The 22284-nt window shown below is 61.5% G+C and carries 21 protein-coding genes and 1 tRNA gene; 12 read left to right on the forward strand and 10 right to left on the reverse strand.

All coding sequences use genetic code 11. From position 1 onward, the window contains the following. Positions 1 to 54: 54 nt before the first annotated feature. The gene (locus J7360_RS01365; RefSeq protein WP_244667735.1) at positions 55 to 552 is read right to left on the reverse strand and encodes a hypothetical protein; all 498 of its coding nucleotides are present in this window, start codon (positions 550 to 552) and stop codon (positions 55 to 57) included. Positions 553 to 624: 72 nt separating this feature from the next. Then, positions 625 to 897, reverse strand: a complete 273-nt coding sequence (locus tag J7360_RS01370; RefSeq protein ID WP_244667738.1) for a KGG domain-containing protein — start codon at positions 895 to 897, stop codon at positions 625 to 627. Between the two features lie 881 nt (positions 898 to 1778). Here J7360_RS01370 and J7360_RS01375 point away from each other — a divergent pair. Then, positions 1779 to 2054, forward strand: a complete 276-nt coding sequence (locus tag J7360_RS01375; RefSeq protein ID WP_209033099.1) for a hypothetical protein — start codon at positions 1779 to 1781, stop codon at positions 2052 to 2054. Positions 2055 to 2591: 537 nt separating this feature from the next. On the opposite strand, the gene J7360_RS01380 is transcribed toward J7360_RS01375, so the two are convergent. Further along, on the reverse strand, positions 2592 to 3035 hold the full coding sequence (locus J7360_RS01380) for a BLUF domain-containing protein (protein ID WP_209033101.1): 444 nt from the start codon (positions 3033 to 3035) through the stop codon (positions 2592 to 2594). Between the two features lie 492 nt (positions 3036 to 3527). Here J7360_RS01380 and J7360_RS01385 point away from each other — a divergent pair, with 492 nt between their 5' ends. Further along, complete coding sequence (locus tag J7360_RS01385; protein WP_042806308.1) at positions 3528 to 4079, forward strand: CPBP family intramembrane glutamic endopeptidase; 552 nt, start codon at positions 3528 to 3530, stop codon at positions 4077 to 4079. 445 nt (positions 4080 to 4524) lie between these two features. On the opposite strand, the gene J7360_RS01390 is transcribed toward J7360_RS01385, so the two are convergent. After that, positions 4525 to 4920, reverse strand: a complete 396-nt coding sequence (locus J7360_RS01390) for an H-NS family nucleoid-associated regulatory protein (RefSeq protein ID WP_209033103.1) — start codon at positions 4918 to 4920, stop codon at positions 4525 to 4527. Positions 4921 to 5181: 261 nt separating this feature from the next. On the opposite strand from J7360_RS01390, the gene J7360_RS01395 reads away from it, so the two are divergent. Continuing rightward, on the forward strand, positions 5182 to 5388 hold the full coding sequence (locus J7360_RS01395; RefSeq protein WP_156202018.1) for a hypothetical protein: 207 nt from the start codon (positions 5182 to 5184) through the stop codon (positions 5386 to 5388). On the opposite strand, the gene J7360_RS01400 is transcribed toward J7360_RS01395, so the two are convergent. The 4 genes from J7360_RS01400 to J7360_RS01415 all read right to left on the reverse strand — a co-directional run bounded on the left by J7360_RS01400 (position 5385) and on the right by J7360_RS01415 (position 9260). Continuing rightward, positions 5385 to 5636, reverse strand: coding sequence for a hypothetical protein (locus J7360_RS01400; RefSeq protein WP_209033105.1), 252 nt, complete (start codon positions 5634 to 5636; stop codon positions 5385 to 5387). The two genes, J7360_RS01395 and J7360_RS01400, sit on opposite strands and share 4 nt — an antisense overlap. Before the next feature lie 58 nt (positions 5637 to 5694). Continuing rightward, entirely contained in the window at positions 5695 to 7032 is a 1338-nt protein-coding gene (locus J7360_RS01405) for a site-specific integrase (RefSeq protein WP_209033125.1), read from the reverse strand. 251 nt (positions 7033 to 7283) lie between these two features. Beyond that, positions 7284 to 7357 (reverse strand) — tRNA-Gly (locus tag J7360_RS01410). Positions 7358 to 7475: 118 nt separating this feature from the next. Continuing rightward, positions 7476 to 9260 carry an autotransporter domain-containing esterase gene (locus J7360_RS01415; protein WP_014090904.1) on the reverse strand — a complete coding sequence of 595 codons (1785 nt, stop codon included), beginning with the start codon at positions 9258 to 9260 and terminating at the stop codon, positions 7476 to 7478. A 187-nt stretch (positions 9261 to 9447) separates the two neighbouring features. On the opposite strand from J7360_RS01415, the gene thiS reads away from it, so the two are divergent. From thiS to J7360_RS01435, 4 genes are all read left to right on the forward strand, one after another. Next, positions 9448 to 9648 carry a sulfur carrier protein ThiS gene (gene thiS, locus J7360_RS01420; protein WP_022558627.1) on the forward strand — a complete coding sequence of 67 codons (201 nt, stop codon included), beginning with the start codon at positions 9448 to 9450 and terminating at the stop codon, positions 9646 to 9648. Between the two features lie 49 nt (positions 9649 to 9697). Next, entirely contained in the window at positions 9698 to 10492 is a 795-nt protein-coding gene (locus J7360_RS01425) for a thiazole synthase (RefSeq protein WP_007964565.1), read from the forward strand. Positions 10493 to 10714: 222 nt separating this feature from the next. Then, positions 10715 to 11473 (forward strand): tRNA (guanosine(46)-N7)-methyltransferase TrmB, encoded by a 759-nt coding sequence (gene trmB / locus J7360_RS01430; RefSeq protein WP_057661141.1) that lies wholly within the window; start codon positions 10715 to 10717, stop codon positions 11471 to 11473. Between the two features lie 77 nt (positions 11474 to 11550). Continuing rightward, the gene (locus J7360_RS01435; protein WP_057661143.1) at positions 11551 to 13413 is read left to right on the forward strand and encodes an SLC13 family permease; all 1863 of its coding nucleotides are present in this window, start codon (positions 11551 to 11553) and stop codon (positions 13411 to 13413) included. 58 nt (positions 13414 to 13471) lie between these two features. On the opposite strand, the gene J7360_RS01440 is transcribed toward J7360_RS01435, so the two are convergent. Next, positions 13472 to 13813 (reverse strand): Rieske (2Fe-2S) protein, encoded by a 342-nt coding sequence (locus tag J7360_RS01440; RefSeq protein ID WP_007964568.1) that lies wholly within the window; start codon positions 13811 to 13813, stop codon positions 13472 to 13474. Positions 13814 to 14073: 260 nt separating this feature from the next. Between J7360_RS01440 and J7360_RS01445 the strand changes: the two genes are divergently transcribed. The 5 genes from J7360_RS01445 (at position 14074) to J7360_RS01465 (ending at position 18877) form a co-directional block, all read left to right on the forward strand. Next, positions 14074 to 14349, forward strand: a complete 276-nt coding sequence (locus tag J7360_RS01445) for a hypothetical protein (RefSeq protein ID WP_057661145.1) — start codon at positions 14074 to 14076, stop codon at positions 14347 to 14349. 463 nt (positions 14350 to 14812) lie between these two features. After that, positions 14813 to 15526: a fumarylacetoacetate hydrolase family protein gene (locus tag J7360_RS01450; protein ID WP_007964570.1), complete on the forward strand. Its 714-nt coding sequence runs from the start codon at positions 14813 to 14815 to the stop codon at positions 15524 to 15526. A gap of 60 nt (positions 15527 to 15586) precedes the next feature. Beyond that, positions 15587 to 16018, forward strand: coding sequence for a large-conductance mechanosensitive channel protein MscL (mscL, locus tag J7360_RS01455; RefSeq protein WP_022558624.1), 432 nt, complete (start codon positions 15587 to 15589; stop codon positions 16016 to 16018). Between the two features lie 123 nt (positions 16019 to 16141). Then, positions 16142 to 17560, forward strand: a complete 1419-nt coding sequence (locus J7360_RS01460) for a M28 family peptidase (protein ID WP_057661147.1) — start codon at positions 16142 to 16144, stop codon at positions 17558 to 17560. A gap of 264 nt (positions 17561 to 17824) precedes the next feature. Further along, the gene (locus tag J7360_RS01465; protein ID WP_007964576.1) at positions 17825 to 18877 is read left to right on the forward strand and encodes a LacI family DNA-binding transcriptional regulator; all 1053 of its coding nucleotides are present in this window, start codon (positions 17825 to 17827) and stop codon (positions 18875 to 18877) included. Positions 18878 to 19246: 369 nt separating this feature from the next. Here the strand turns inward: J7360_RS01465 and J7360_RS01470 are convergent, their stop codons facing one another. After that, positions 19247 to 22183, reverse strand: coding sequence for a TonB-dependent receptor (locus J7360_RS01470; protein ID WP_209033107.1), 2937 nt, complete (start codon positions 22181 to 22183; stop codon positions 19247 to 19249). Positions 22184 to 22284: the final 101 nt, after the last annotated feature.

Raw genomic sequence — 22284 nt, forward strand, 5'->3', positions numbered from 1 at the left:
CATGGATGAATCCTCTACATAAGGCGATAGTGTCGCGCATCTGCGGTGAGTTGATCAGACCTTCCCTAAGTCCCAGTGATCCTCCGCGTCCACCCCCTCTAAAAAATTCTGCATCGTCATCCGATAGCCCTGAACGAGAGGGAGCGACGCTATCAGCTTGCCCAAGAGCATCTCGTTGGGCTCAACAACGTCCATTTGATCGGGCACATGACCGCTTGCCTCGATTGCAGGCACCAACGCCATGCCATCGCCCGCGCCAATGTCTAACAACGTGCTTGGCCGAAGCGCATCGTAGAGGTTGGCCAGCTCCGCGCTCACGGCGTCATATAGGGCCAGATTGCCCCCGCCACGAATAAAGACCTCAAAGGCGCGCGGTTCGTCGTAGGCATTGCGAGAGCTCCCATGCTCAAGGGCCTCGATGATAGCGCGGCCCATGATCGAGCCTTGCTGGACAGCGCGCTCAAGATAGCGACTACTCCCTGCGTCGTCTCGGGCACCCAAGGCTGCCAGCGCATTGGCGAGATGAGTATTTGCGGCAATCAGATATGCCATGCCGTTACTTGGCCTTCGTCATGGGAGTGCTGCGTATGCTACTTCAGCGGCGAACAAGCCATGTCCTAACGACTAAGTAGCATCGACCTGTGCGGCTATTGGCACAGGAGAAAAGACATCTTCCAAGGCCACTCGCGCATGCTTTGCACTACCGCCCTTCTTGCCTATTCTCGCCATATGCTCCTTGTCCTGACTGACGGCTTGGCCTCCCTTCCTTCCTGCTTCTATGGCTCGTTCTGACGAGAAACGATGCGCATTGCCACTGGCTTGCGCAGCTCTGCCGCCCCGCCTGGCGAGCTCTAGTCGCGCTTCAACCGACATCGTTGCAAAACCCCGTTTCGGCATTTCTTTTACTATCTCGTTTGCGTCTGACATGCTCGCTGCTCCAGTCTTTCTTGGTGCGAGCTTAAGGAGCGTATGGGATGAGACTTGTGAAGCTGCTGCACAACAGAACCTCTCGGAAATAAACCGTTAACAGAAAGGACTAACCCGAAAGCGCTAGTGCACTGTGCGACGTGTTGCAACACGAGGAGCATATGATGGGCCGCCTGCAAGTTCGGCGTTATTCTGCTTCGAAGCGATGAGTTTGATCGATGAGACACCTTCCGCTGGCGGTTGTAGGGTTCGAGGTTCCTAAAGATGAAGCCGACTCGCACGGCCATGGAAAGCCCACCGTCATTTACCTTTCGCTTGCCCCGAGCGCCAGTTGGAAGCAGGCCTTCGATGCGTTTGTGGACGCAACTGGAGGAAAACTCGCAGACTCGCGCCCACTTGTCGTCGGCAACCGGATCATTGCCTACCCTTGCTTTGGGCAAGCGGCCGCCGTCGCATCTCAGCTTACGGCTGTGATTGAGGATCCCCGCCGCCTACAGCTGCGGTTGTAGGATCGTCCCGGTCCTGAATCCTTCTCGTAGTGAGGTGAGTCATAGGCTTCCATGCTGCGCATGCTTCAAGCCCCGACAGCGCTGTGGGCAATGAAGGGATGCGCGCCCCTCCTTCGCCCCTTCTTTTACAGATCGATCCAACTGAAGCCAGTTGATACGCAATACGTTTAGGTGCAATCTTTGCAACCGCCAGGGACTGCGGTATGGACATCCGCGTTGACGACAGTCAATGCGTCGTTGACGACAGTCAATGCGTCGTTGACCACCATCAACCACCTTTAGCAACAACGGGGACATCCGCAGGCCAAGGCCGCTTGGTGGGTTCACTCGGTTGGAGTCCCCATGCTGTTCATGATTGATCGATTTGCAGTCTATGTGACACCTCTTAGCGAACAGCTAGAGGCAGGCAACCGCTGGACAGTGTCTTGGCGCATTGATGATATCAAGCAACTGAACGAAACCGTAGAGAGAGGCACGCTGGCTGGAGTGTTTCCTACAGCCGCGCTTGCTGCGCAGGCGGGGCGGCGAGCCTCCATGGAACAGCTAGACCGGCTGATCGGCGAGACGGTGCGCAAGGGTAGGCAGACCTATATTGAGCCAGACGATGACCAAGATTAATGCAGGGGCGCTGCGACACCTGGAGAGCCAATGCCGGTCAGCAGGACCCCGGTGCTCGACACCCCGCACGAGTCCAGTTCTTTTCGGGCGTAAGCCACGGCCTCGGCGTATGTTGCAAATCCTGAAGAAGGCAATTGATAACAGTGCAGGGTTAAGCCGCCAGATCTCGAGACCAGGATCTCTGGAAAGAACTGGGACCCCATAGCAGCGGCATGAGCCGTAAGCGCGTAATCACCCACATGTCGGATCATGACGACATTCCTTGTAGTCGCTCCAGGGAAGCCATGATAAAACGTCCGCGGCAACCGAGTTGTCGGGATATTTCTCACAATTAAAATGAAGTTTCCTGATAGTCCACAACATCCCGCTGATGTATATTTTGCGTTGGATGTCAGACTATCTCACACCGTCAGAAGGCGGTGACTGACGTGCATGTGGCTTAGTTTTTTGTTGTATTTGAAAGCCGCCGGTAGATGCCGGCGGCGTTTTTATTTGCTCCGCTTGGTCATGGCCGCTCAGAATTTTAGATGCGGTTTTTCAAGATGGCAGGACCAGTTCTGACCCTTCCCAAAACGTCAGTAGGTGCTGGATCGCTTTCGGCTTTTCACCTGCAACCGTCAATGCGAGTCGCGCACGGTTCCAGCGCTGCGCACTGACTTCCACGATGGAACCGGGAAGAACTTTTCGGCAGGCCATCTGCCACTGCGGGAAGTAACGCTCGGTGATCTGATCGTTGTAAAGCTCAGCCACAAGATCGTGACGGCTTGACCGCTTGATGCGGTCGTAAGTGTCGTGCAGATGCGCGGGCGAGCCTTCGATGTATTGAAAGAACCGTTGACCGTCGTAGAGCAACACGCCGGTAATGGCGTTCTGCGCGTTCAGAGCGCTCGATGAAACCAACAAACGATCAACCTCAGCCAGTGTCCAAGGACGCCGGACCTCACTCACATAGGCAATCGCATGTAGGGGACCGGTTGTCACATGTGGGCTCTCAATAACGATAGACGTCTGCTTCCTAGCGCGCAGGTCACAGCTGGCCGGCTTTCCCTTGTGCCGGGTTGGCCGACAGTATCATGCTCCCCGTCATGGCCCACAAGCTTCACCGAACTTCGGTTGCATAGCAACAGTCGGCTCAATATGCTCCATCAAGGCTTTTTCGCCTTTATCATGGCAGGACGACTCACTAGATTTGACTGCCGCGAACTCACCGCCGCTTAAGTCTTCATTGCATGATTTCGGCACCGAGTAGCTCATAGCTCGGCGCAGTTATGTCCTTTGGCACGGTGCTTCGGGCTGGCTGCCCGATATGATCGTGCGCCCACGATGAAATTATCCGGCATGCCTCACGCTACTCACTCTTTTTCGTTTCCTCGCACCAGCTTTTCCAAGATGAGCCATCCGGTCAGCCGACTGGTGATGATCGGTGCGATCATGGCGCTCGCCTACTTTTCTTGGCTGCCCTTTCCTTGGCGGATGCCAGTCGTCGGTCTGATGGGGCTCGCGCTGGTATGGCTGGAAACCCAAGACCGACCAGCTTGCGGCCTGACATGGCTCGGGCTAGGCCGCACGCTTGGGTGGGTGGCGCTGCTGGTGCTCTTCGTCACCGCAATCATCACACCGCTTTTCCAGCCGCTGATCGACTACCTGACAGGCACCAAGACCGATTACAGCGCCTACGGTGCGCTTCGCAACAACGCATCAGCAGCCATGCAGCTGATTGGGTATGCCTGGATCAGCGCCGCCGTTGGAGAGGAGCTGGTGTTTCGAGCGTTTCTGATGCACCAGCTTGAAGCGCTTTTTAACCGCGTTGGACTGGGCCGCATTGGAGCAGCCGTTGTCGGCGGCGTTGTGTTCGGCGTCATGCACGCAAGTCAAGGCGTTTCGGGAATTCTACTGACGGGCCTTGTTGGCGCAGGGTTTGGGTATGCATACCTGCGCTCAAACCGGAACCTGTGGGCGCTCATCTTGGCGCACGGGTTGGTGGATACATGGGGCGTCACGACACTCTACCTTGGGTGGTATTGAGCCTACTCCGGCTTACTTGGAGGGCGAGCCGGTCTCCCAGGAACAAGGGTTCAAGCTGCAATAATGGACATTCCCTTATTTACCGGAGTGGAGCCCCCAGCCCATTGGTGCCATTACTTGACGCATCAAGGTGACCGGGCAATCCTTGGCGCCACACTTCAAAATTTCATCGCGTGGCGCAAAAACTGCAGGGCTGCACCCCCAGAACAGCCCTATCTTCAACATGTGGCATTCTGCGGACCCTGCGGTTTGAGCTTGGTCGTATCGCTTTAGGAAATCACTAAACGACCGGCTACCATGGTGCCTGCGAAGTGGTGCGCTGATGCAAAAAAAATTTTCTGCAGCCAAGCAGGCGTGATGTTAGTTGATCGCCGAAAAGAGCCACAGTTAAAGATGAGTGCCCGGAACGCTTTTCGAGCACTCATCGTCTTGGCTTTTGAGAGCATCAGCCCGGGAAAGCCGGAAACTTCTCATCCGGGTGCTTGGCTTTCCACTCCTTGTAAGACGCACTGCCCTGCCAGATGGTGAAGGCTTTGGGCGGACGGCCACGCCCTGACCACGTTTCTTGGTTGTGTGGCAGCCAATACTTCGGCGCTACTTCTTTCTTTGTGGAAGCAGATTTCTTCGGCTTGGTCACGCCAGCACCGATCAGAGCCGCAATCTCCGACTTCTGCTTTGCACTGAAATGCTCGGTGTATTGGTCGAGCAACTTGACGATCTCTGAATAGGCTTCAGATGATTGCTGCTGGCGTAGCTGAGCTTCCTGCTCTTCCAACTTCCGAATTTCTGCTGCCAATTTTTCCTTGGCAGCGGCAAGGGCACTCAGAGACGCGGTTCTCATTCGAAATTGATCCAGTCAATTGATAGTAAATTATTAGCGAAAAGTCGAGCCCAGTAAAGCCCTACTTCTCCGATCACAAGCTCGGCTTGCACTCTCAATAGTTTAAAATTGTTACGCGAGGCTTACGCCTGTTGCCGTTTTTTCAGAAAAATGACGTCACGCGCCCCTCGCCGCCTGGACATCTAACATATAGAGCCAACGACTTGACATGCTCTATTATTCGATTACAAGAAGCAAGCCACCCTTATCAAAAAAACCCACATGAAAATCGAAGATTTTTGGAACCAAGCCTTCATCGCAGCTCTGACCAGACTCCCCGTTGAGCAAGCTAAAAAAGAAGCCACAGATGCACTCAATGCATGCATTGATCATTGGAATGAAGAAGGCCGTCAATATTTTCCCCAACTCCCGCAACGTTGGTCCGATGCGGAAATCACCTCAATTCCGAGACAGGGAAAGGATTTCTAAAGCTGATGTCCGACAGGAAATGGCTCGGGATTCTCCTCAAATGAATATCCCAATTTCTCCGCCCTTTGTATTGCTTCTTCTTTGGTCGACCCACTACAAACAAACACATAAGGCGGCGGATCGGTTAGCACTAAAAACCATTCCGGCGGATCGGTCAGCGTTGCATGCCCATGCTGAGGACTTGCCTCAACAAGAATAACTTTGCGACTCTGCCGTTGAGGCTTCGATTTTTGGTTTCCATATGCCATCTATACACCTCATGCGGTTTAAGATATCCAACCTAGCGAAATTTGGTTGAGGATCGCTCTAATTCTTGGTCTTTGAAGAGAAATAGTGCACTCGATAGATCGGCAAAGCGACAGGCGGTTTGAAGCGCGCCAATGTCGCTATACGATCTGGAAGCGTGCGTCGATCGATATAGAACTTCTCCAACACCCCCTGCCCTCGCGCGTGACCTGTGATTGCAGCAATGGCTGAGGCCGATACACCCGCCTCATCCAGACGCGACGCAATGGTGTGGCGAAAGCCATGAAAGCCTTGCCCCTTCGCCGTGATCCCTTGGCGTTTAATGTAGACCGAAAACTGTCGGCTCAACTGTCGACCAAAGCCCAGTCCGGTGCTATTGGGCAGATGCGGAAAGATTTGCGTGTGTCCCGCTTGGCGCACTTCGTCAATGTAGACTAGAAAACCGGCATCGATCACCGGTTGCGCCAACGGCACAAAACGGCGGCTGTTCTTGTTTTTGACGCTCTGTCCCTTTCCACCCTGTCGCACGAAGAACCCTGCTACCCCGTCGATCGTGTCGATGTCCTCCACCCGAAGCTGCGCGATCTCGTTAACACGAGCCCCTGAGTAAAGCCCAAGCATCGGACCAAACCACCGATGTGGATACTTCTTGGCCCATGCAGGAAAAGCCACAGGATCGAAGATGGCCTTCAACTGGTCATCGGTGAAAGGCTCACCCGTGTCGTCTGCGTCAGGCGTCGAAATCGCACGGATACCGGCCAACGGATTGCTTCCCAGAAGCCCTGCCGAAACAAGCGACACCAAGAACACCGACAAGCGCTGTCGATGCTTGGCAACCGTCCAGGCGGCAGGCTCTGGAACTTGATGGGCTTGGGCAAGCGTCACTACATCCATGACCGCAAGGTCCTTGTAAGGCGCTCGCTTGGTCGCATTCGACGGCCACCACCGCACGACATCGAAAAATGCCCGCACATGGTCTGCCGTCAACGCGGACACTGCCAGGTCTTGCCCCACCGCACCAGCAAACAAACGCAATGAGTGGCGGCTTTCAAGCACTGTCTTGCTGTGGAGCTTCGCGCGACCCAAGTCCCCCAAGTGATCAGCAATCGCTTTGGACAACAGCGGGCCAGACGCCTTGGCCTTCCCGGTGCGCCAACCGCTTGGCTTGGCGGGCGGGACAACCTCGGCGGCAGGCTCGCGCAACAACTCAGCAAACAGCGCTGCGTCTTCAGGGGTATCGATCTGGGCCTTGCCCAGACGCGTGCCATTAGGCAGCGTCACATCGGTCAATGTGAGTTCGCGCAGTCCTTGTTCTCGGATGCGCCGCAACACTTCGTCCAGATCCACCGGCTTCCCCTGCCTCAACGCTTGGAACGCGTTCGATAGTGCCATCCCCATGCAGGCAGACACCAGACGCGCAGTATCGCCGGGGCGAAGATGGAGAGGACGAACCAGAAAACGCGAGCCGACCTGCCCCCGTAAATCAACAGGAACCAAGAAGCGCACGTAGAGGCCTGACGGCCGATGCAGCAAGAGGGGCTTTGGCAAAACGATACCTCAAACGATACCTTGGGAGGTCGTTCGAGGCGGTCTTCAGTCAGGCGAAATAGTCAGCACAATCAAGAGATTAGCGCTGAACTTCGCAAGACTGGAGCGGGCGATGGGAATCGAACCCACGTCAGTAGCTTGGGAAGCTACAGCTCTACCATTGAGCTACGCCCGCATGGCGCTGGCAGAGTTTATGCGGGTGCAGGTGTCCGGCGCAATGTGCGCCGATAAGACGAGGGCCGGTTGCCCGGCCCTCGTGTGTTGCGTGTGAGCCAACTGCGGCCTACCGCGCCTCAGAAGTTGCCGCTGAAGTTCACGAACAAGGTGGCATCGCGGGCGCTGCGCTGGGCCGTGGTGGTGCTCAGGCCGATGTTGCTCTGCAGGCCCCACAGCCCGGTACGGGCACCCAGCACGACGGTGGCGTAATTGCGATCGAAGTTCTGCCCCGGGACGGTGTACATGCCCACTTCCGGCATCGACTGCAGCCAGGCGCTGGCTTCGCCGCCGTCCTTGAACTCGTGGTCGTAGGTTGCCTGCAGGTACGGCTTGACCATGGCACCGTCCAGACGCACCTGGAAGCCGACTCGGCCGACCAGCGAATCGATGTCCTGGTTGGCGTAGCCCAGCGCGGTGGCGCTGTCGTTGCTTTCCGTATAGCCGTCGAGCTTGATCTTCTGCCAGGTCAGGCCGGCCACCGGGCCGTACTTGAGGTTGCCTTCGCCCAGCGAATACCCGGCGTTGAGGGCGGCGGTAAGGTTGCTGCCGTCGGGGGAGCCGCTGTGCACGCGGGTCGCTGGCCCAAGCTGGACTTCGCGGTCCACGTCGTAGCTCAGCCAGCTGTAGCTGACCTGGGCATTGACCCACACCGGGCCGGTATACCAGCCGAAGAAGCCGCCCAGCGTGGTGTCGTCCTGCTTGAAGCTGCCGTTGCGGTTGCCGAAGTCGGCGTCCATGCGGCCGAAACCGGCAAAGCCACCGAACACCAGGTCGCCTGCAGTCCAATCCACGCCGAACAAGCCGGCCGGCGCCATGCCGTCATACAGGTCGGCGTGGTCGTAGCGCTGCATGTCGCCACGCACGCTGCCCCACCAACGCATGCCATCGGCGTCCGGCTTGCCGTCCAGATGCCAGGCCACCTGGTCGGCGCGCGCGCGGCCGCCGGCCTGCGCCGAATGCGTCAGCACCTGCTGCAGACGCGGCGCTTCCAGCAACGAGATGGCGTATTCGCCCAGGATCTGGTGCACTGCCGTGGTCGGGTGAATGCCATCGGCGAACACATAGGTGTTCTGCGCATTGGCGGCGACCAGGCTGGTCGGGTTACAGGCAGGCAGCGGCACGGCCGGGTTGCAGGCGGTACTGGTGACATTGCTGAAGCCATAGGTGCCCGGGTTGGCGACGATTTCCTGCAGCATGTGGAAGGTGTCGACCGGAATCACGCGCAGGCCGGCGGACTGCAGGCCATTGAACAAGGCGGTGTTGTAGGCGGTGGCCGCAGCGGTGCCTTGCGCCATTCCCACGGCGCCGCCGGCGCGGAAGCGCGGGGTGAGGCCGACGTCCGGAATGGTCGGCACCATGACGTAACGCGCGCCGGCATTCTGCAAGGTGGCCACGGCACCGACCTGGGCGGTCACCGCGCTGCCGATGATGGCCTGCGCCTGTGCCGGGGCGAGCGACGCGGCGAGCAGGTCGTTGGCGCCGCCCCACACGGTGTACAGCGCATTGGGGTTGGCGCGGCCGCCATTGGCGGTGAGGTAGGTGTTGATCTGGCTGGTTACCGACGGTGCAGCGCCGAGCGCGCTGACCGAGCTGGCCTGGATGCGCGCACCGCCGGCAGCGTAGTTGTCGCCGGTCTGGCCGTTGCCGTTGGGCGCGGCATTGGTGCCGAAATGGTCGCCGACATATTCGGCCCACACCCAACCCGGGTTGGTGGTGAACTTGCCGGTGACCGCGCGCGAAGCGGCCGGCAGCAGCGGGTTGTAATAACCGCTGTCGGTGAGGCTGTCGCCGAAGAACACGGTCTGGTCGAAGGCCGACTCGGCCATGGCCGGGGCGGCCGCGATAGCGATGGCCATAGCCATCAGGGAGCGGATCGGGCGAAGTGTTGAAGCCATCGGAATGCCTGCTTGAGTGAGTGGGACCGGGCCGGCGTGCATACGTACGCTGGCGAATGGCACATGGTTTCACCCTCGCCGCCCGCGCTCACGCTGCATTGCCGCATAACGCAAAAACGCGCGCCGGAGTGGCACGCGATGCAACAATGATGACATGAACATCCAACTCAACGGCACTCCGCGCGCACTTCCGGACAACTTGCCGCTGGCCGCCCTGCTGGAGCAGGAAGGCCTAGCACAACGCCGCGTCGCGGTAGAGGTCAATGGCGAAATCGTGCCGCGCGGACGGCATGCAGAACATGCGTTACGCGAGGGCGATGTGGTGGAAATCGTGCACGCGCTGGGCGGCGGATGATGCGCCGCGCAGGCCGGCGCATCCGCGCCCGATCGGTGATAATTGCCGCATGACGAATCCCGCCCCCTCTGATGCGCTGGTCATCGCCGGCAAACACTACCGTTCGCGCCTGCTCACCGGCACCGGCAAGTTCAAGGATCTGGACGAAACCCGCCGGGCCACCGAAGCCGCCGCGGCCGAAATCGTCACCGTCGCCATTCGCCGGGTGAATATCGGCCAGGACCCCAACGCGCCCAACCTGCTGGATGTGCTGCCGCCGGAGCGTTACACGCTGCTGCCCAACACCGCCGGCTGCTACACCGCCGAAGACGCGGTGCGCACCTGCCGGCTGGCGCGCGAGCTGCTGGACGGCCACAACCTCACCAAGCTGGAAGTGCTCGGCGACGAGAAGACGCTGTACCCGGATGTGGTGCAGACGCTCAAGGCCGCCGAACAACTGGTCGCCGATGGGTTCGAGGTGATGGTCTACACCTCCGACGACCCGATCCTGGCCAGGCGCCTGGAAGACATCGGCTGCGTGGCGGTGATGCCGCTGGCCGCGCCGATCGGCTCGGGGCTGGGCATCCAGAACAAGTACAACCTGCTGGAAATCATCGAAAACGCCAAGGTGCCGATCATCGTCGACGCCGGCGTGGGCACCGCCTCGGATGCGGCGATCGCGATGGAACTGGGCTGCGATGGCGTGCTGATGAATACCGCCATTGCCGGTGCGCGCGACCCGATCCTGATGGCCAGCGCGATGCGCAAGGCGATCGAGGCCGGACGCGAGGCGTTTCTGGCCGGGCGGATTCCGCGCAAGCGCTACGCATCGGCGTCGAGCCCGGTGGATGGTGTGATTGGATGATGGGGTGGTCTGCTGGCGTCGTGCGTGCGACCGGCTGCATTAGGCAACCGCCAGGCAGTGGCCGCTCGACGATGGGCGTGATCGCATCCGGCGCCGCGTCGTCTTTCCCCTCGCACCAACCCCTCTTCTATTGGAAGAGGGGCTTTTCACCTTCTGCGTGGGCGCGCGATGTGGTTGTCGCGCACGCGCGAGGCCTTTGTTTGCTGACCTGACCGACCTTTCATGACCGACCCGTTTACCAGCGACGGCGCCAAGATGCCGCCCAAGCCTTTCACCATCGAAGAGGGGCGCCGCCAGGTGCGCAGCTTCGTGCTGCGCCAGGGCCGCTTCACGCCGGCGCAGCAACGTGCGTTCGATGCGCTATGGCCACGTTTCGGGCTGGATTACCTCGGTAAGCCGCGCGATCTGGCTGCCACCTTCGGACGCGATGCGCACAAGGTGCTGGAGATCGGCTTCGGTAATGGCGCTGCATTGCGCTTTGCCGCGCAACAGGACCCCAGCCGCGATTACATCGGCATCGAGGTGCATGCGCCCGGCGTGGGCCGCCTGCTCAACGCCCTGGATGAAGACGGCAGCACGCATGTGCGCCTGTATCACCACGATGCGGTGGAAGTGCTCGAACACGAGATCGCCGACGGTGCGCTGGACGAAGTACGCATCTATTTCCCCGATCCATGGCACAAGAAGCGGCACAACAAGCGCCGCCTGATCCAGCCGGCGTTCGCGCAGTTGCTGGTGCGCAAATTACGCGACGGCGGCCGCCTGCATGCGGCCACCGACTGGGCCGATTACGCCGAACAGATGTGGGACGTGCTCGATGCCACCCCGGGCCTGGTCAATCGCGCCGGCCCGCGCGGCCACGTCGAACGCCCCACCTGGCGCCCGCAAACTCACTTCGAGACGCGCGGCCAGAAGCTCGGCCACGGCGTGTGGGATTTGCTGTATGACCGGGATTCGGGAATCGGGATTGGGGATTCGTAACGGCGGCATCCCCGGCAACCAGACGCTTCAGCGCTTTTAACCAATTCCCACTCCCGAATCACGAATCCCGGCCCCCAATGGACACCGCGCTGACGCTGACCAACGATATGAAGCTCGTCCTCGGGCTGGTCGGTTTCACGATGGCGATGTTCCTGTTCGAGCGCATCCGCGCCGACGTGGTGGCGTTGATCGTGCTGGTGGTCTTGGGCGTCACCGGGCTGGTGGCGCCGGAAGAACTGTTCGGCGGTTTCTCCGGTAATGCGGTGATGAGCATCATCGCCACCACCATTCTGGGCGCGGGGCTGGAGCGCACCGGTGCGTTGAACCGGTTGGCCACCTGGTTGTTGCGGCGTTCGCACGGCAGCGAGCAGCGCCTGATGATGATGACGCTGGCCATCTCCGGCTTGAACTCGTCGTTCATGCAGAACCCGTCGGTGATGGCCTTGTACCTGCCGGTCGCCTCGCGCCTGGCCGCACGCACCGGGCTCACCTTGCAGCGCATGCTGCTGCCGATCGCCGCTGCCATCGTGATGGGCGGCGCGCTCACCATGGTAGGCAATTCGCCGCTGATCCTGCTCAACGACCTGCTGGTCTCGGCCAACAACAACCTGCCCTCGGGCATGGCCAGCATCGAGCCCTTGACGATGTTCGCGCCGCTGCCGATCGGCGTGGCGTTGCTGATCGCGGCGTTGCTGTACTTCCGCTTCTACGGCGACCGCAAGTTGATCGAAGAAGAACGCCTGATCAACGAAGGCGTGACGCCCTCGCGCACCGAAAGCTATTTCGCCAAGACCTACGGCATCGACGGCGATGTGTTCGAGCTGACCGTCACCGCCGAAAGCCCGCTGGTGGGCATGACTCTGGGCGAAGCCGAAGCCTTGCACGATGCGCCGTTGCTGCTTGCGCTCAAGACCGGCAACGACACCCGCCTGGCACCGCCGGCCGATATGCGCATCTGGGTCGGCAGCGTGCTCGGCGCGATGGGTCCGCGCCAGGAAGTAGCCGATTTTGCGCAAAACCAGTTCCTGCGCATGTCCTCGCGCCTGCGCAACCTGGGCGACCTGTTCAACCCCAGCCTGGCCGGTATCTCCGAAGCATTGATTCCGCCCAACTCGCGGTTGATCGGCAAGAGCGCCGGCCAATTGCGCCTGCGCAAGCAGGCCGGCATCAGCCTGCTGGCGATCAACCGCGACAAGCAGGTCATCCGCGAAGACGTGCGCAACGTGCCGCTGCGCGCCGGCGACATGCTGGTCTTCCACAGCATCTGGCAGGACCTGGCGCAGGCGGCGGAAAGCCGCGATTTCGTGCCGGTCACCGACTTCCCCAAAGGCGAGCAGCGCCCGCACAAATTCAAGATCGCGATGGCGATCTTCGCCTTCACCATCCTGATCGCGCTGACCTCGCGCCTGCCGGTGGCGCTGACGCTGATGACCGGCGTGGCCTGCATGCTGCTCAGCGGCGTGCTGCGCATGGACGAGGCCTACGCGTCGATCAACTGGAAGACCATCTTCATGATGGCCGGGCTGATTCCGCTCGGCTGGGCGATGGACAGCAGCGGCACCGCGGCCTGGGTCGCCGGCCATACCATCGACCGCCTGCCCGAAGGCATCCCGGTGTGGGCGCTGGAAATCAGCCTGGCCTTGCTGACCACCGCGTTTTCGCTGGTGATCAGCCATGTCGGCGCCACCATCGTGATGGTGCCCATCGCGGTCAATCTGGCGCTGGCCGCCAACGGCAACCCGACCGCGTTCGCGCTGATCGTGGCGTTGTCGGCGTCCAACAATCTGATGACCGCGTCCAACCCGGTGATCTCGATGGTGGCCGGCCCGGCCAACTATCAACCGCGCGAGTTATGGCGGGTGGGCGCGCCACTGTCGCTGATCTACATCGTGGTGATGGTGTCGATGATCAACCTGATGTTCTGGTGGGCGGCGCGCTAATCCGGCGTTGCGCTTTCAGCGCGGCTGACAACATGTCATCGGCAATCGTCCTTGGCGCTTACCCAAGCAGCACCTGCTCATCCTCGACCCGTACCGGCACCGCGAACAGCGATTGACCGCGACACGGGCCGCTGACGCATTCGCCGCCACTCAATTCGAATGCCGCACCGTGCGCGGCGCAGACCAACTGCCCTTCCTTGGTCTTGAGAAATTGCCCCGGCGCCCAATCCAGCCGGCGGCCGGCATGCGGACAGATGTTCAGCCAGGCACGGACCTGGGTCCCTTCGCGATACAGCACCAGCGACTCGGCACCGCTATCCAAGCGTGCTTCGACCTCCAAAAACCCGGCATCGGGAATCTGCGTCAACGTGGCAAGCGTGGTGAGCGATGGCGACGACATGCAGGGGACCGGGCAACGACGGGCCTGGATTGTGGCATGCGGGCCTGGGCGGCACGGAACCTCAGGCGTCGGCTACGGGATGAGAAGCGACAACACCATCCCCCAGCCAACCGGCCACAACTGGGCGTATGCGCTCTCATCCACGCTTGCTGCATGTGATCGTCTTCGCATATCGCAGCATCGATTAACGAACTTTTCACTCAATGACATGAAACCGCAACGATACTGCGCACTCGTTTCCTGCCCGGCAGCCCACCGCCATGCCCGCACGCCTCTTCCAATTCGGCAACTTCCACCACCTGTTTGCGCCGCGCAAGCCGCGTCACCCGTTGGTGCGCGTTGCCGCCGGCCTGGCTGGTCTGGCGATCCTTGCGGTGCTGATCTTCTTCAGCGTGTTCGTTGGTGCAGCGATGATCCTGGGTGGCATCGCCTGGAAGCTGTTGAGCAAGTCGAACCGCCGCACGCCGCAGCAGGCACGCGTGGTCGACGCCGAGTACCACGTGGTGCGCAAGCCCGCGTTGCCGTTGTCGCACTGACACCTGGCTGACTGCATTGCTGCATCTCTCGGCCTGCGCAGCAGGTGCCGGATGCGTGGATGGCTGCATCGATGATGTTTTTTCTTCCAGCAAGCCAGACCTGGCGTGCGGCAGTTTGCCGCGTTCTAAGCACGGCTATCGGCTGGGTGATGCGCTGCGCTGATGGGCCAGACGCGCATATGGCGCTGCCTCGAACACCGGTTCACTGGCCTGCGCCCTTCTGAATCAACGCCGCATCAATGCGCACTGCGCTCGCATTGAAGGCAAGCGGAGCGCTGTCAGCGCTGTGGTGGGTGCGCAATCGTCTCGTTGCACGCGTTGCCACTCACGCGTCGATGCGGCTGTCTGACGCCCTGCACGCGCTGCCAGCCCGGCCATGCCGTGCACTGGATGCGGGCGTCACGGTTCCGTCGTACACGGGCAAACCGCTAGACTCACCTGCCCATACGTTGAGGATGCGCGCATGACCCACGATGTGATTCCCGCCGCCGATGTTCCGCGCATTCCAGTGGTGGGCGGTGGCAGTTTTCCGGTGCACCGCATCTACTGCGTAGGGCGCAACTTCGCCGACCATGCGCGCGAGATGGGCGCCACCGCACCGGCCTCCAAGGACGAGCGTGGCCAGCCGACTTTTTTCATGAAGCCTGCCGATGCCATCGTGGTCGGCCACGGCGACCACATCCCCTACCCACCCGGCACCAGGGAACTGCACCATGAAGTGGAACTGGTGGTGGCGCTGGGCAGCGATGCGCCCGCTGGCGAGTTGCCGGTGGAACAGGCCGAGCGCTTGATCTACGGCTACGGCGTGGGCCTGGATCTGACCCGTCGCGATCTGCAGGCCGCTGCCAAGGCAAAAGGCTTGCCCTGGGATATCGCAAAGGGCTTCGATCACTCCGCGCCGGTGAGCGAGCTGGTGCATGCCGGCGAAGTCGGCGCGCTGGAGGCGCTGAATCTGTCGCTGGAGGTCAACGGCCAGGTGCGTCAGCAGTCATTGCTGGATCAAATGATCTGGAACGTGCCGGAGATCCTGCACGAGCTTTCCAAACTGTATGCACTGCGCGCAGGTGATCTGATTTTCATGGGCACGCCGGCCGGCGTCGGCCCGTTGCTGCCAGGCGACCAGTTCAGTGCGCGCCTGGAGAACGTCGCCGAGCGCCACGGCATCATCGCGGGCTGACATCGGGCCGGCTACGATCCGGCTGCGGCAGTTGGTCCGCGACCGCAGTTGGAGTGCACTATGGGAATGGTCAGCGAATTCAAGCAATTCGCAATGCGCGGCAATGTCATCGACCTGGCGGTCGGTGTGGTCATCGGTGCGGCGTTCGGCAAGATCGTCACCGCGCTGGTGGAGAAAATCATCATGCCGCCGATCGGTTGGGCCATCGGCAATGTGGATTTTTCGCGCCTGGCGTGGGTGCTCAAGCCGGCCGGCGTCGATGCCACCGGCAAGGAGATCCCGGCCGTTGCGATTGGCTACGGCGATTTCATCAACACCGTCGTGCAGTTTTTGATCATCGCCTTCGCGATCTTTCTGGTGGTCAAGTTGATCAACCGCGTGACCCATCGCAAGCCGGACGCCCCAAAGGGCCCGAGCGAAGAAGTACTGTTGCTGCGCGAAATTCGCGACACGCTCAAGAACGACACGCTCAAGCCGCCGGGCGCGCTGTAAGCGGGCACAACCCAGTGGCGCATCCTGTGGCGCAACTTCGCGCAGAAGGATGACCTTTCGCACGCAGACGGGGGACGTCGCGCTGATAAGCTCGGGGTCCCCTTGTCGTTGGAGCCGCCCTGCATGCGTCGTCTCGCTGTTGCCATCTCTACCCTACTCGCCTGCTCCTCCGCACTCGCCGCACAGACCAGCATCCCCGACAGCGCATTGCGTACCGCAGCGCAGTTGCGCGAGCAGGCGTTGGCCGACAACACCGGCTTTGCGGTGGTCCAATCGTTGACCACCGAAGTGGGCCCGCGCATTGCCGGTGGCGAAGCAGACCCGCGTGCGGTGGCCTGGGCCAAGGCGAAATTCGCTTCGCTGGGTTTCGACAAGGTGTGGACCGAGCCGGTGACCTTTCCGAAATGGGAGCGTCGCAGCGAACACGCTGCCGTGCTCGGCGCGCATGCGCAGCCGCTGACCATCACCGCACTGGGCGGCAGCCCGGGCGGCATCGTCGAAGGCGAGGTGGTGCGTTTCGAAACGTTGGCAGCGTTGCAGGCCGCGCCGGCTGGCTCGCTGGCCGGCAAGATCGCATTCGTCGATTACCAGATGGTCAAGGCGCGCGACGGCAAGGACTACGGCAATGGCGGCGCCGTGCGTAGCAAGGGACCGTCCGAAGCGATACGCAAGGGTGCCATTGGATTTGTCATGCGCTCGGCCGGCACCGATTCGCACCGCGTGCCGCATACCGGCATCACCCGTTTCGACGAAGGCCTGACGCCGGTGCCGGCCGCAGCGCTGTCGGTGCCCGATGCCAACCAGCTCGCGCGGCTCACCGCACTGGGCAGCACGCGCGTGCGTCTGGCGCTGGATTGCGGCTGGGACGGCACGGCCACCTCGTACAACGTGATCGGCGAAATCACCGGGCGCAGCAAGCCCAAGGAAGTGGTGGTGATCGGCGGGCATCTGGATTCGTGGGATCTGGGCACCGGCGCCATCGACGACGGTGCCGGCGTGGCGATCACGATGGCTGCCGGCCACCTGATCGGCCAACTCAAGCAACCACCCAAGCGCACCATCCGCGTGGTGGCCTTCGCCAACGAGGAGCAGGGTCTGTACGGTGGCAAGGCGTATGCGGCAGCGCACGGCAACGATGCCAAGGACATGACGCTGCATCAGATCGGCGCGGAAAGCGACTTCGGTGCCGGGCGCATCTATGCCTTCAACACCGGCGCGGCGGCGCCGGACGACTCGCGCGCGGCGACCAAGCAGATTGCCGAGGTACTGGCACCGCTGGGCATCGCGTACGAACCGGGCAAGGGCGGCCCCGGCCCGGATGTCGGGCCGATTTCGGCCAAGGGTGGAGCCTGGGGGTGGCTGGCGCAGGATGGCACCGACTACTTCGATCTGCACCACACCGCCGACGACACGTTGGACAAGATCGACCCGAAGGCGCTCGCGCAGAACGTGGCCGCCTACACCGTGTTCGCGTATCTGGCCGCAGAAGCCGATGGCGATTTCGGCAGCCGCGCCAAGAGCGTGCAACCGCCGAGCGAATGATTGCGAGGACGATGCGGTGCATGCGCCGAACGCTGGATGTGGCAGTGATTTGCTCATTTTCAGGCGGCAGGCGCATGCAGGAATCGCACGATGCCTGGCGCTGCTGATTGCGTAGATCGGCGCGTTCGTCTGGCGAGTGTGCAGTTGCGATGCAGCGGCTGCCGCTGGTACTGCGTGAGGTGATTGGTCGGTTGCTTTTCGTGGTCGCTTCACACCTCGAAGCGGTAGCGCGCATTCGCTCTTACCCCAGGATGAGCACACACAATGGTGGCCAAGCGGCAACGCAGTGCGAACAATGCGGCGACGTTGTTGGATGTCGCCAAACACGCTGGCGTCTCGCCGATGACCGCTTCGCGTGTGATCAACCGTCACCCGCATGTGGGCGAAGCGATGCGCGCGCGCGTGGAGGCCTCGGTACAGGCATTGGGCTACCGGCCCAATCTCGCCGGTCGTTCGTTGCGGACCAGCGGGCTGCTGCGTATCGGCGTGCTGTACAGCAACCCGAGCGCCGCGTACCTCAATCAATTCATGCTTGGCCTGCTCGAGCAGAGCAGCCTCACCGGCAGCCAGGTCATGGTGGAGAAGTGCGGCGCCATCCGCAGCCAGCGTGCGGCCACCGAGCGCCTGCTCGCTGCCGGCGTCGATGGGGTGATCCTGCCACCGCCGTTATGCGACTCGCGTCAGACCATCACCGAACTCGATGCGCGCGGCATTCCGGTGGTGGCGGTGGCCAGTGGCGCACCGATGGCGCAAATCAGCTCGGTGCGGATCGACGACTACCAGGCTGCGCGCGCCATCGTCGACCACCTGATCGAGCTCGGGCATCGTCGCATTGCGTTGATCAAGGGCGACCCGAAACACACCCCGAGCGCACTGCGCGCAAATGGCTATCTCGACAGCCTGCACGCTGCCGGCTTATCGGTCGCAGATGGCTTGATCGCAGAGGGCTTGTTCACCTATCACTCCGGGCTCCTCGCCGCGCGCAGCCTGTTGGCGCAGCCGCAGCCAGCCACTGCGATCTTCTGCAGCAACGACGACATGGCGGCCGCAGCGGTCGCGGTCGCGCATGGATTGGGCTTGCGCGTGCCCGAAGATGTCTCCATCGCCGGCTTCGACGATACGCCGGTGGCCACCACCATCTGGCCCGAGCTCACCACCGTGCATCAACCGGTCACCGCCATGGGGCGCGCTGCTGTGTCACTGCTGGCCGACGCGGTCCGTCAACGCCGCAAGGGCGACACCGCACCCGGCGTGCATCAGGTGATGAAATACACGCTGGTCAAGCGTGGCTCGACGGCAGGGCCGCCGAAGACATAGCGCGACAGCGCACCATCACCATCCCGGTTCGGCACAGACGCACCACATCCATCTGCGCGCACGCTGCGCCGTCGCAGCCGACCGCTGCCCTTTCAACGGCAATCAGACTCACAGTTGCAGCATTCCACTGCCGCCATGATGCACAGACGCCCATGCAATCACGCAAAAAAACGGCCACATCGCTTCCCGACGATGTAGCCGAATGGGAGGGTATTCGACGTCGCCGCCGAACGTACTGCAACGCCGTATCGCACGGCGACGGGAAGAACGCGCAATGACCGCTTGGAGAGGAACGAGGAGAACCGCATGTGCGGCACGGCGCGAGCATGCGCCGTTCCGCACATCAGTGTCTTGCATCAGCGCATGGCATCAGAAGCGCAAACGCAGACCCGCGTAGTAGCGACGCTCGAAGATGTTCTGGTCGAAGTAGTGATTGGTCCACTGCGCGTAACGGCGTTCGCTTTCGCCGGTGAGGTTGGTGGCCTGGGCGTACAGGGTCAGGTGGTCGTTGACGTCGTAGCTCAACGACGCGTCCAGGTAGCCGACGTCGTCGTTCCAGATCGCCAGCTCGTCGCCCCATGCGGAACTGTTGACCTGACTGAAGCGCTTGCTGCGCCAGTTGTAGGCCACGCGCGCCTGCAGCTTGTCCTTCTGATACCACAGCACCGCGTTGGCCTGATGCTTGGAGTTGTCGCCGATCGGCAGCGTGTTGCCGTCGATATCGGTGTTGTCGGTATCGGCGTCGGAGAAGGTGTAGTTGATGTTGGTCCCGAAGCCGCTCAGCCAGCCTGGCAGGAAATCGAAAGCCTGCTGGTAGCCGATTTCGAAGCCCTTGATCTTGCCGCCGCCGCCATTGACGATGCGCTCCACCGGGCCGCCCGCGCGCACGACGCCATCGGCATCGGGCAAGGGCTCGATGTTGGTAACGGTGGTGGGGAACGACTTCACGTCGATCAGGAACGCACCCACGCTGATCAACGAGGCATCGGCGAAATACCATTCCCACGAGGCGTTGTAGTTGGTGGCGCGATACGGATCCAGATCCGGATTGCCCGAACGGCCATTGAGGAACAGCACCGCATCCGATGGCAGCGACGGATTACGCGGCGGCGTGCCATTCACGGCGTAGAAGCTCACCAGACCACGGCCGAGATCGGGCAGATCCTGACGCGCAACCGCCTTGTTGTAGGCGAAACGCAGCTTCTGCGCGTCGGTGACGTCCAGCGACAGGTTCGCGCTGGGCAGCACATCGGTGTACTGGCGATTGAGACGGTTGGTGCCGATCGCCGGGCTGACGCCATTCCATTCGACATTGCCGATGTAGACGTTGCCGCTGCTCAAATACTGGTCGATCGCCAGCTTGGTCTGCACGATGCGCGCACCGATGTTGGCCGTCCACGGCACGCGCGTGCCGGTACCGCCCTCCAGATTGGCAATGAAATAGGCCGAGCTGGTTTTTTCGGTGACCTGGTAGGAATCGGCCGCCTGCTGATACGCCACGTTGCCCGGATACAGGCTGTTGAGATAAGCCACCGGGTCTTTCATCGCCTGCGGATTGATGGCAGGCAGACCCTGGCGACCGAGGCCGGTGACCTTGAGCGGATCGAAGTCGTTGAAATACGCCCAATAGCCGGGAATCGAATTGAACGGCAGCAAGCGCGCCTCGGACACGCCACTGCAGGTATCCACGATCAGCGGATCCTTGTAGTAGTACAGCGAACGGTTCGGGTCGGCACAGCTGGACGACACCGGCGACAGATAACGATAGGTATCGAGCTTGAAATCGCGCTCGCCATAGCGAATGCCGAACTGGAAGCCGCGCACCACGCCCTCGTCGAACTCGAAGGTGCCGTCCGCGCGGAATGCGTCCATCTTGGCCTCGATCTTGTTGCCCTGCGCCCAGGTGGACATCAGCTGCCAGTTGTCTGGGTTGGACACATCGGTAGCGAGGTTGACCGCCGGATAGGTGCCGCGAAAATCCACCGATGCATCCACGGTGGGCAGGCCGTTGACATTGGCCCACTGGGTCACGCCGCCGGCACGTGGGATCTGGTCGCCGCGCGTCACCGCTGCATCGGCACGCGCTTCGTCGTAGGTGCGCTGCGCATCGCCGTGCACCCAGCGGAACGAGGCACGGAACGGACCACCATCGTCGTAACGCAATTCCAGATTGGTGTTGAGCGCATCCGAATCGGCTACGCCGGCCATCGAATGCGCCTGAAAGCGGTTGTAGCGGAACTGGCCGTACTCCAGCACGCCGTTGGGGTCGACGACCGAGCCCGGCTGCAACTGGTTGGTCGCCCAACCGGTATGCAATTGTGCCGCCACCGAGGTGTCGTGGTCTTCGAGCTTGGTGTAGGCGGCGTCCGCCAGCACCGTCCACGAATCGTTGATGTTGAACTGGAACGAGCCGTTGACGCCGGTGCGCTGGCGATCGGTGCTGCGGTTATCCAGTTCGGTCGCCACCCAATTGTAGAAGTAGTCGCGCGGCAGATTGCCCGGGTCGGTATTGCTGCCGATACGTCCATCGCCGTTGAAGTCGAAGCCGACGTTTTGTTCGGTGGATTTCTGTGCGCCATTGGAATAGACGCTGGGATGCTTGTTTTCCAGCGTGGCATCCGAATACGACACCGCCAGCAACGCGCCCCAACGCGCGGTGCGGAAACTGGCCAACCCCGAATACAATTCGTTGGCTTTCTGCACGCGATCGCCGTACGAGCCTTCGGCCTGCCCGCTGAAGGTCCAGCCCTCGGGCAGATCGAACGGGCGCCGCGTCTTCAGCGAGACGGTGCCGCTGATGCCGCCATCCAGATCGGCCGCAGTGGGCGACTTGATCACGTCCACGCCACTGAACAGCGTGGGCGGAATATCCACGAAATCCGGCTGCGCGCGACCGATGTTCGGCTGACCATATTGATCGCCGCCGCCGGCACTCAAGTACAACTCGCCGTTCATGGTGGTCTGCACCTGCGGCATGCCACGGATATTGAGCTGCGAACCTTCGCCGGCCGAGCGCCGGATCTGCACGCCAGGCACGCGCTGCAGCGAATCGGTGATGGTGACGTCGGGCAACTTGCCGATGTCTTCGGCAGAGATCGAATCGATGATCTGCGCGGCGCTGCGCTTGTTCTCGATGGCTTCGGCCTGCGCACCGCGCACGCCCTTGACCATCACCTTGTCCAGTTCGGTTACGCCTGGAGTGGGGGCGGTGTCCTGCGCGCTTGCGCTGCCGGCAAGCAGGGTGAGCGCAGCCGCAAGTGCGGCCGCCAATGGGGTGTGACGGGTATTCGAATGCAGCTTGTTCATGGTCCCCTCCCAGGGATGACAAATCCACGACCGTTTCGACTGGCATTACCGGCAGGGCAATGCGGTATTGGCCGACGCACCAGGCGGTGCGTCAGTGAGAG

This window comes from Xanthomonas sp. D-99, from assembly GCF_017746145.1.
Lineage (GTDB): Bacteria > Pseudomonadota > Gammaproteobacteria > Xanthomonadales > Xanthomonadaceae > Xanthomonas > Xanthomonas cissicola.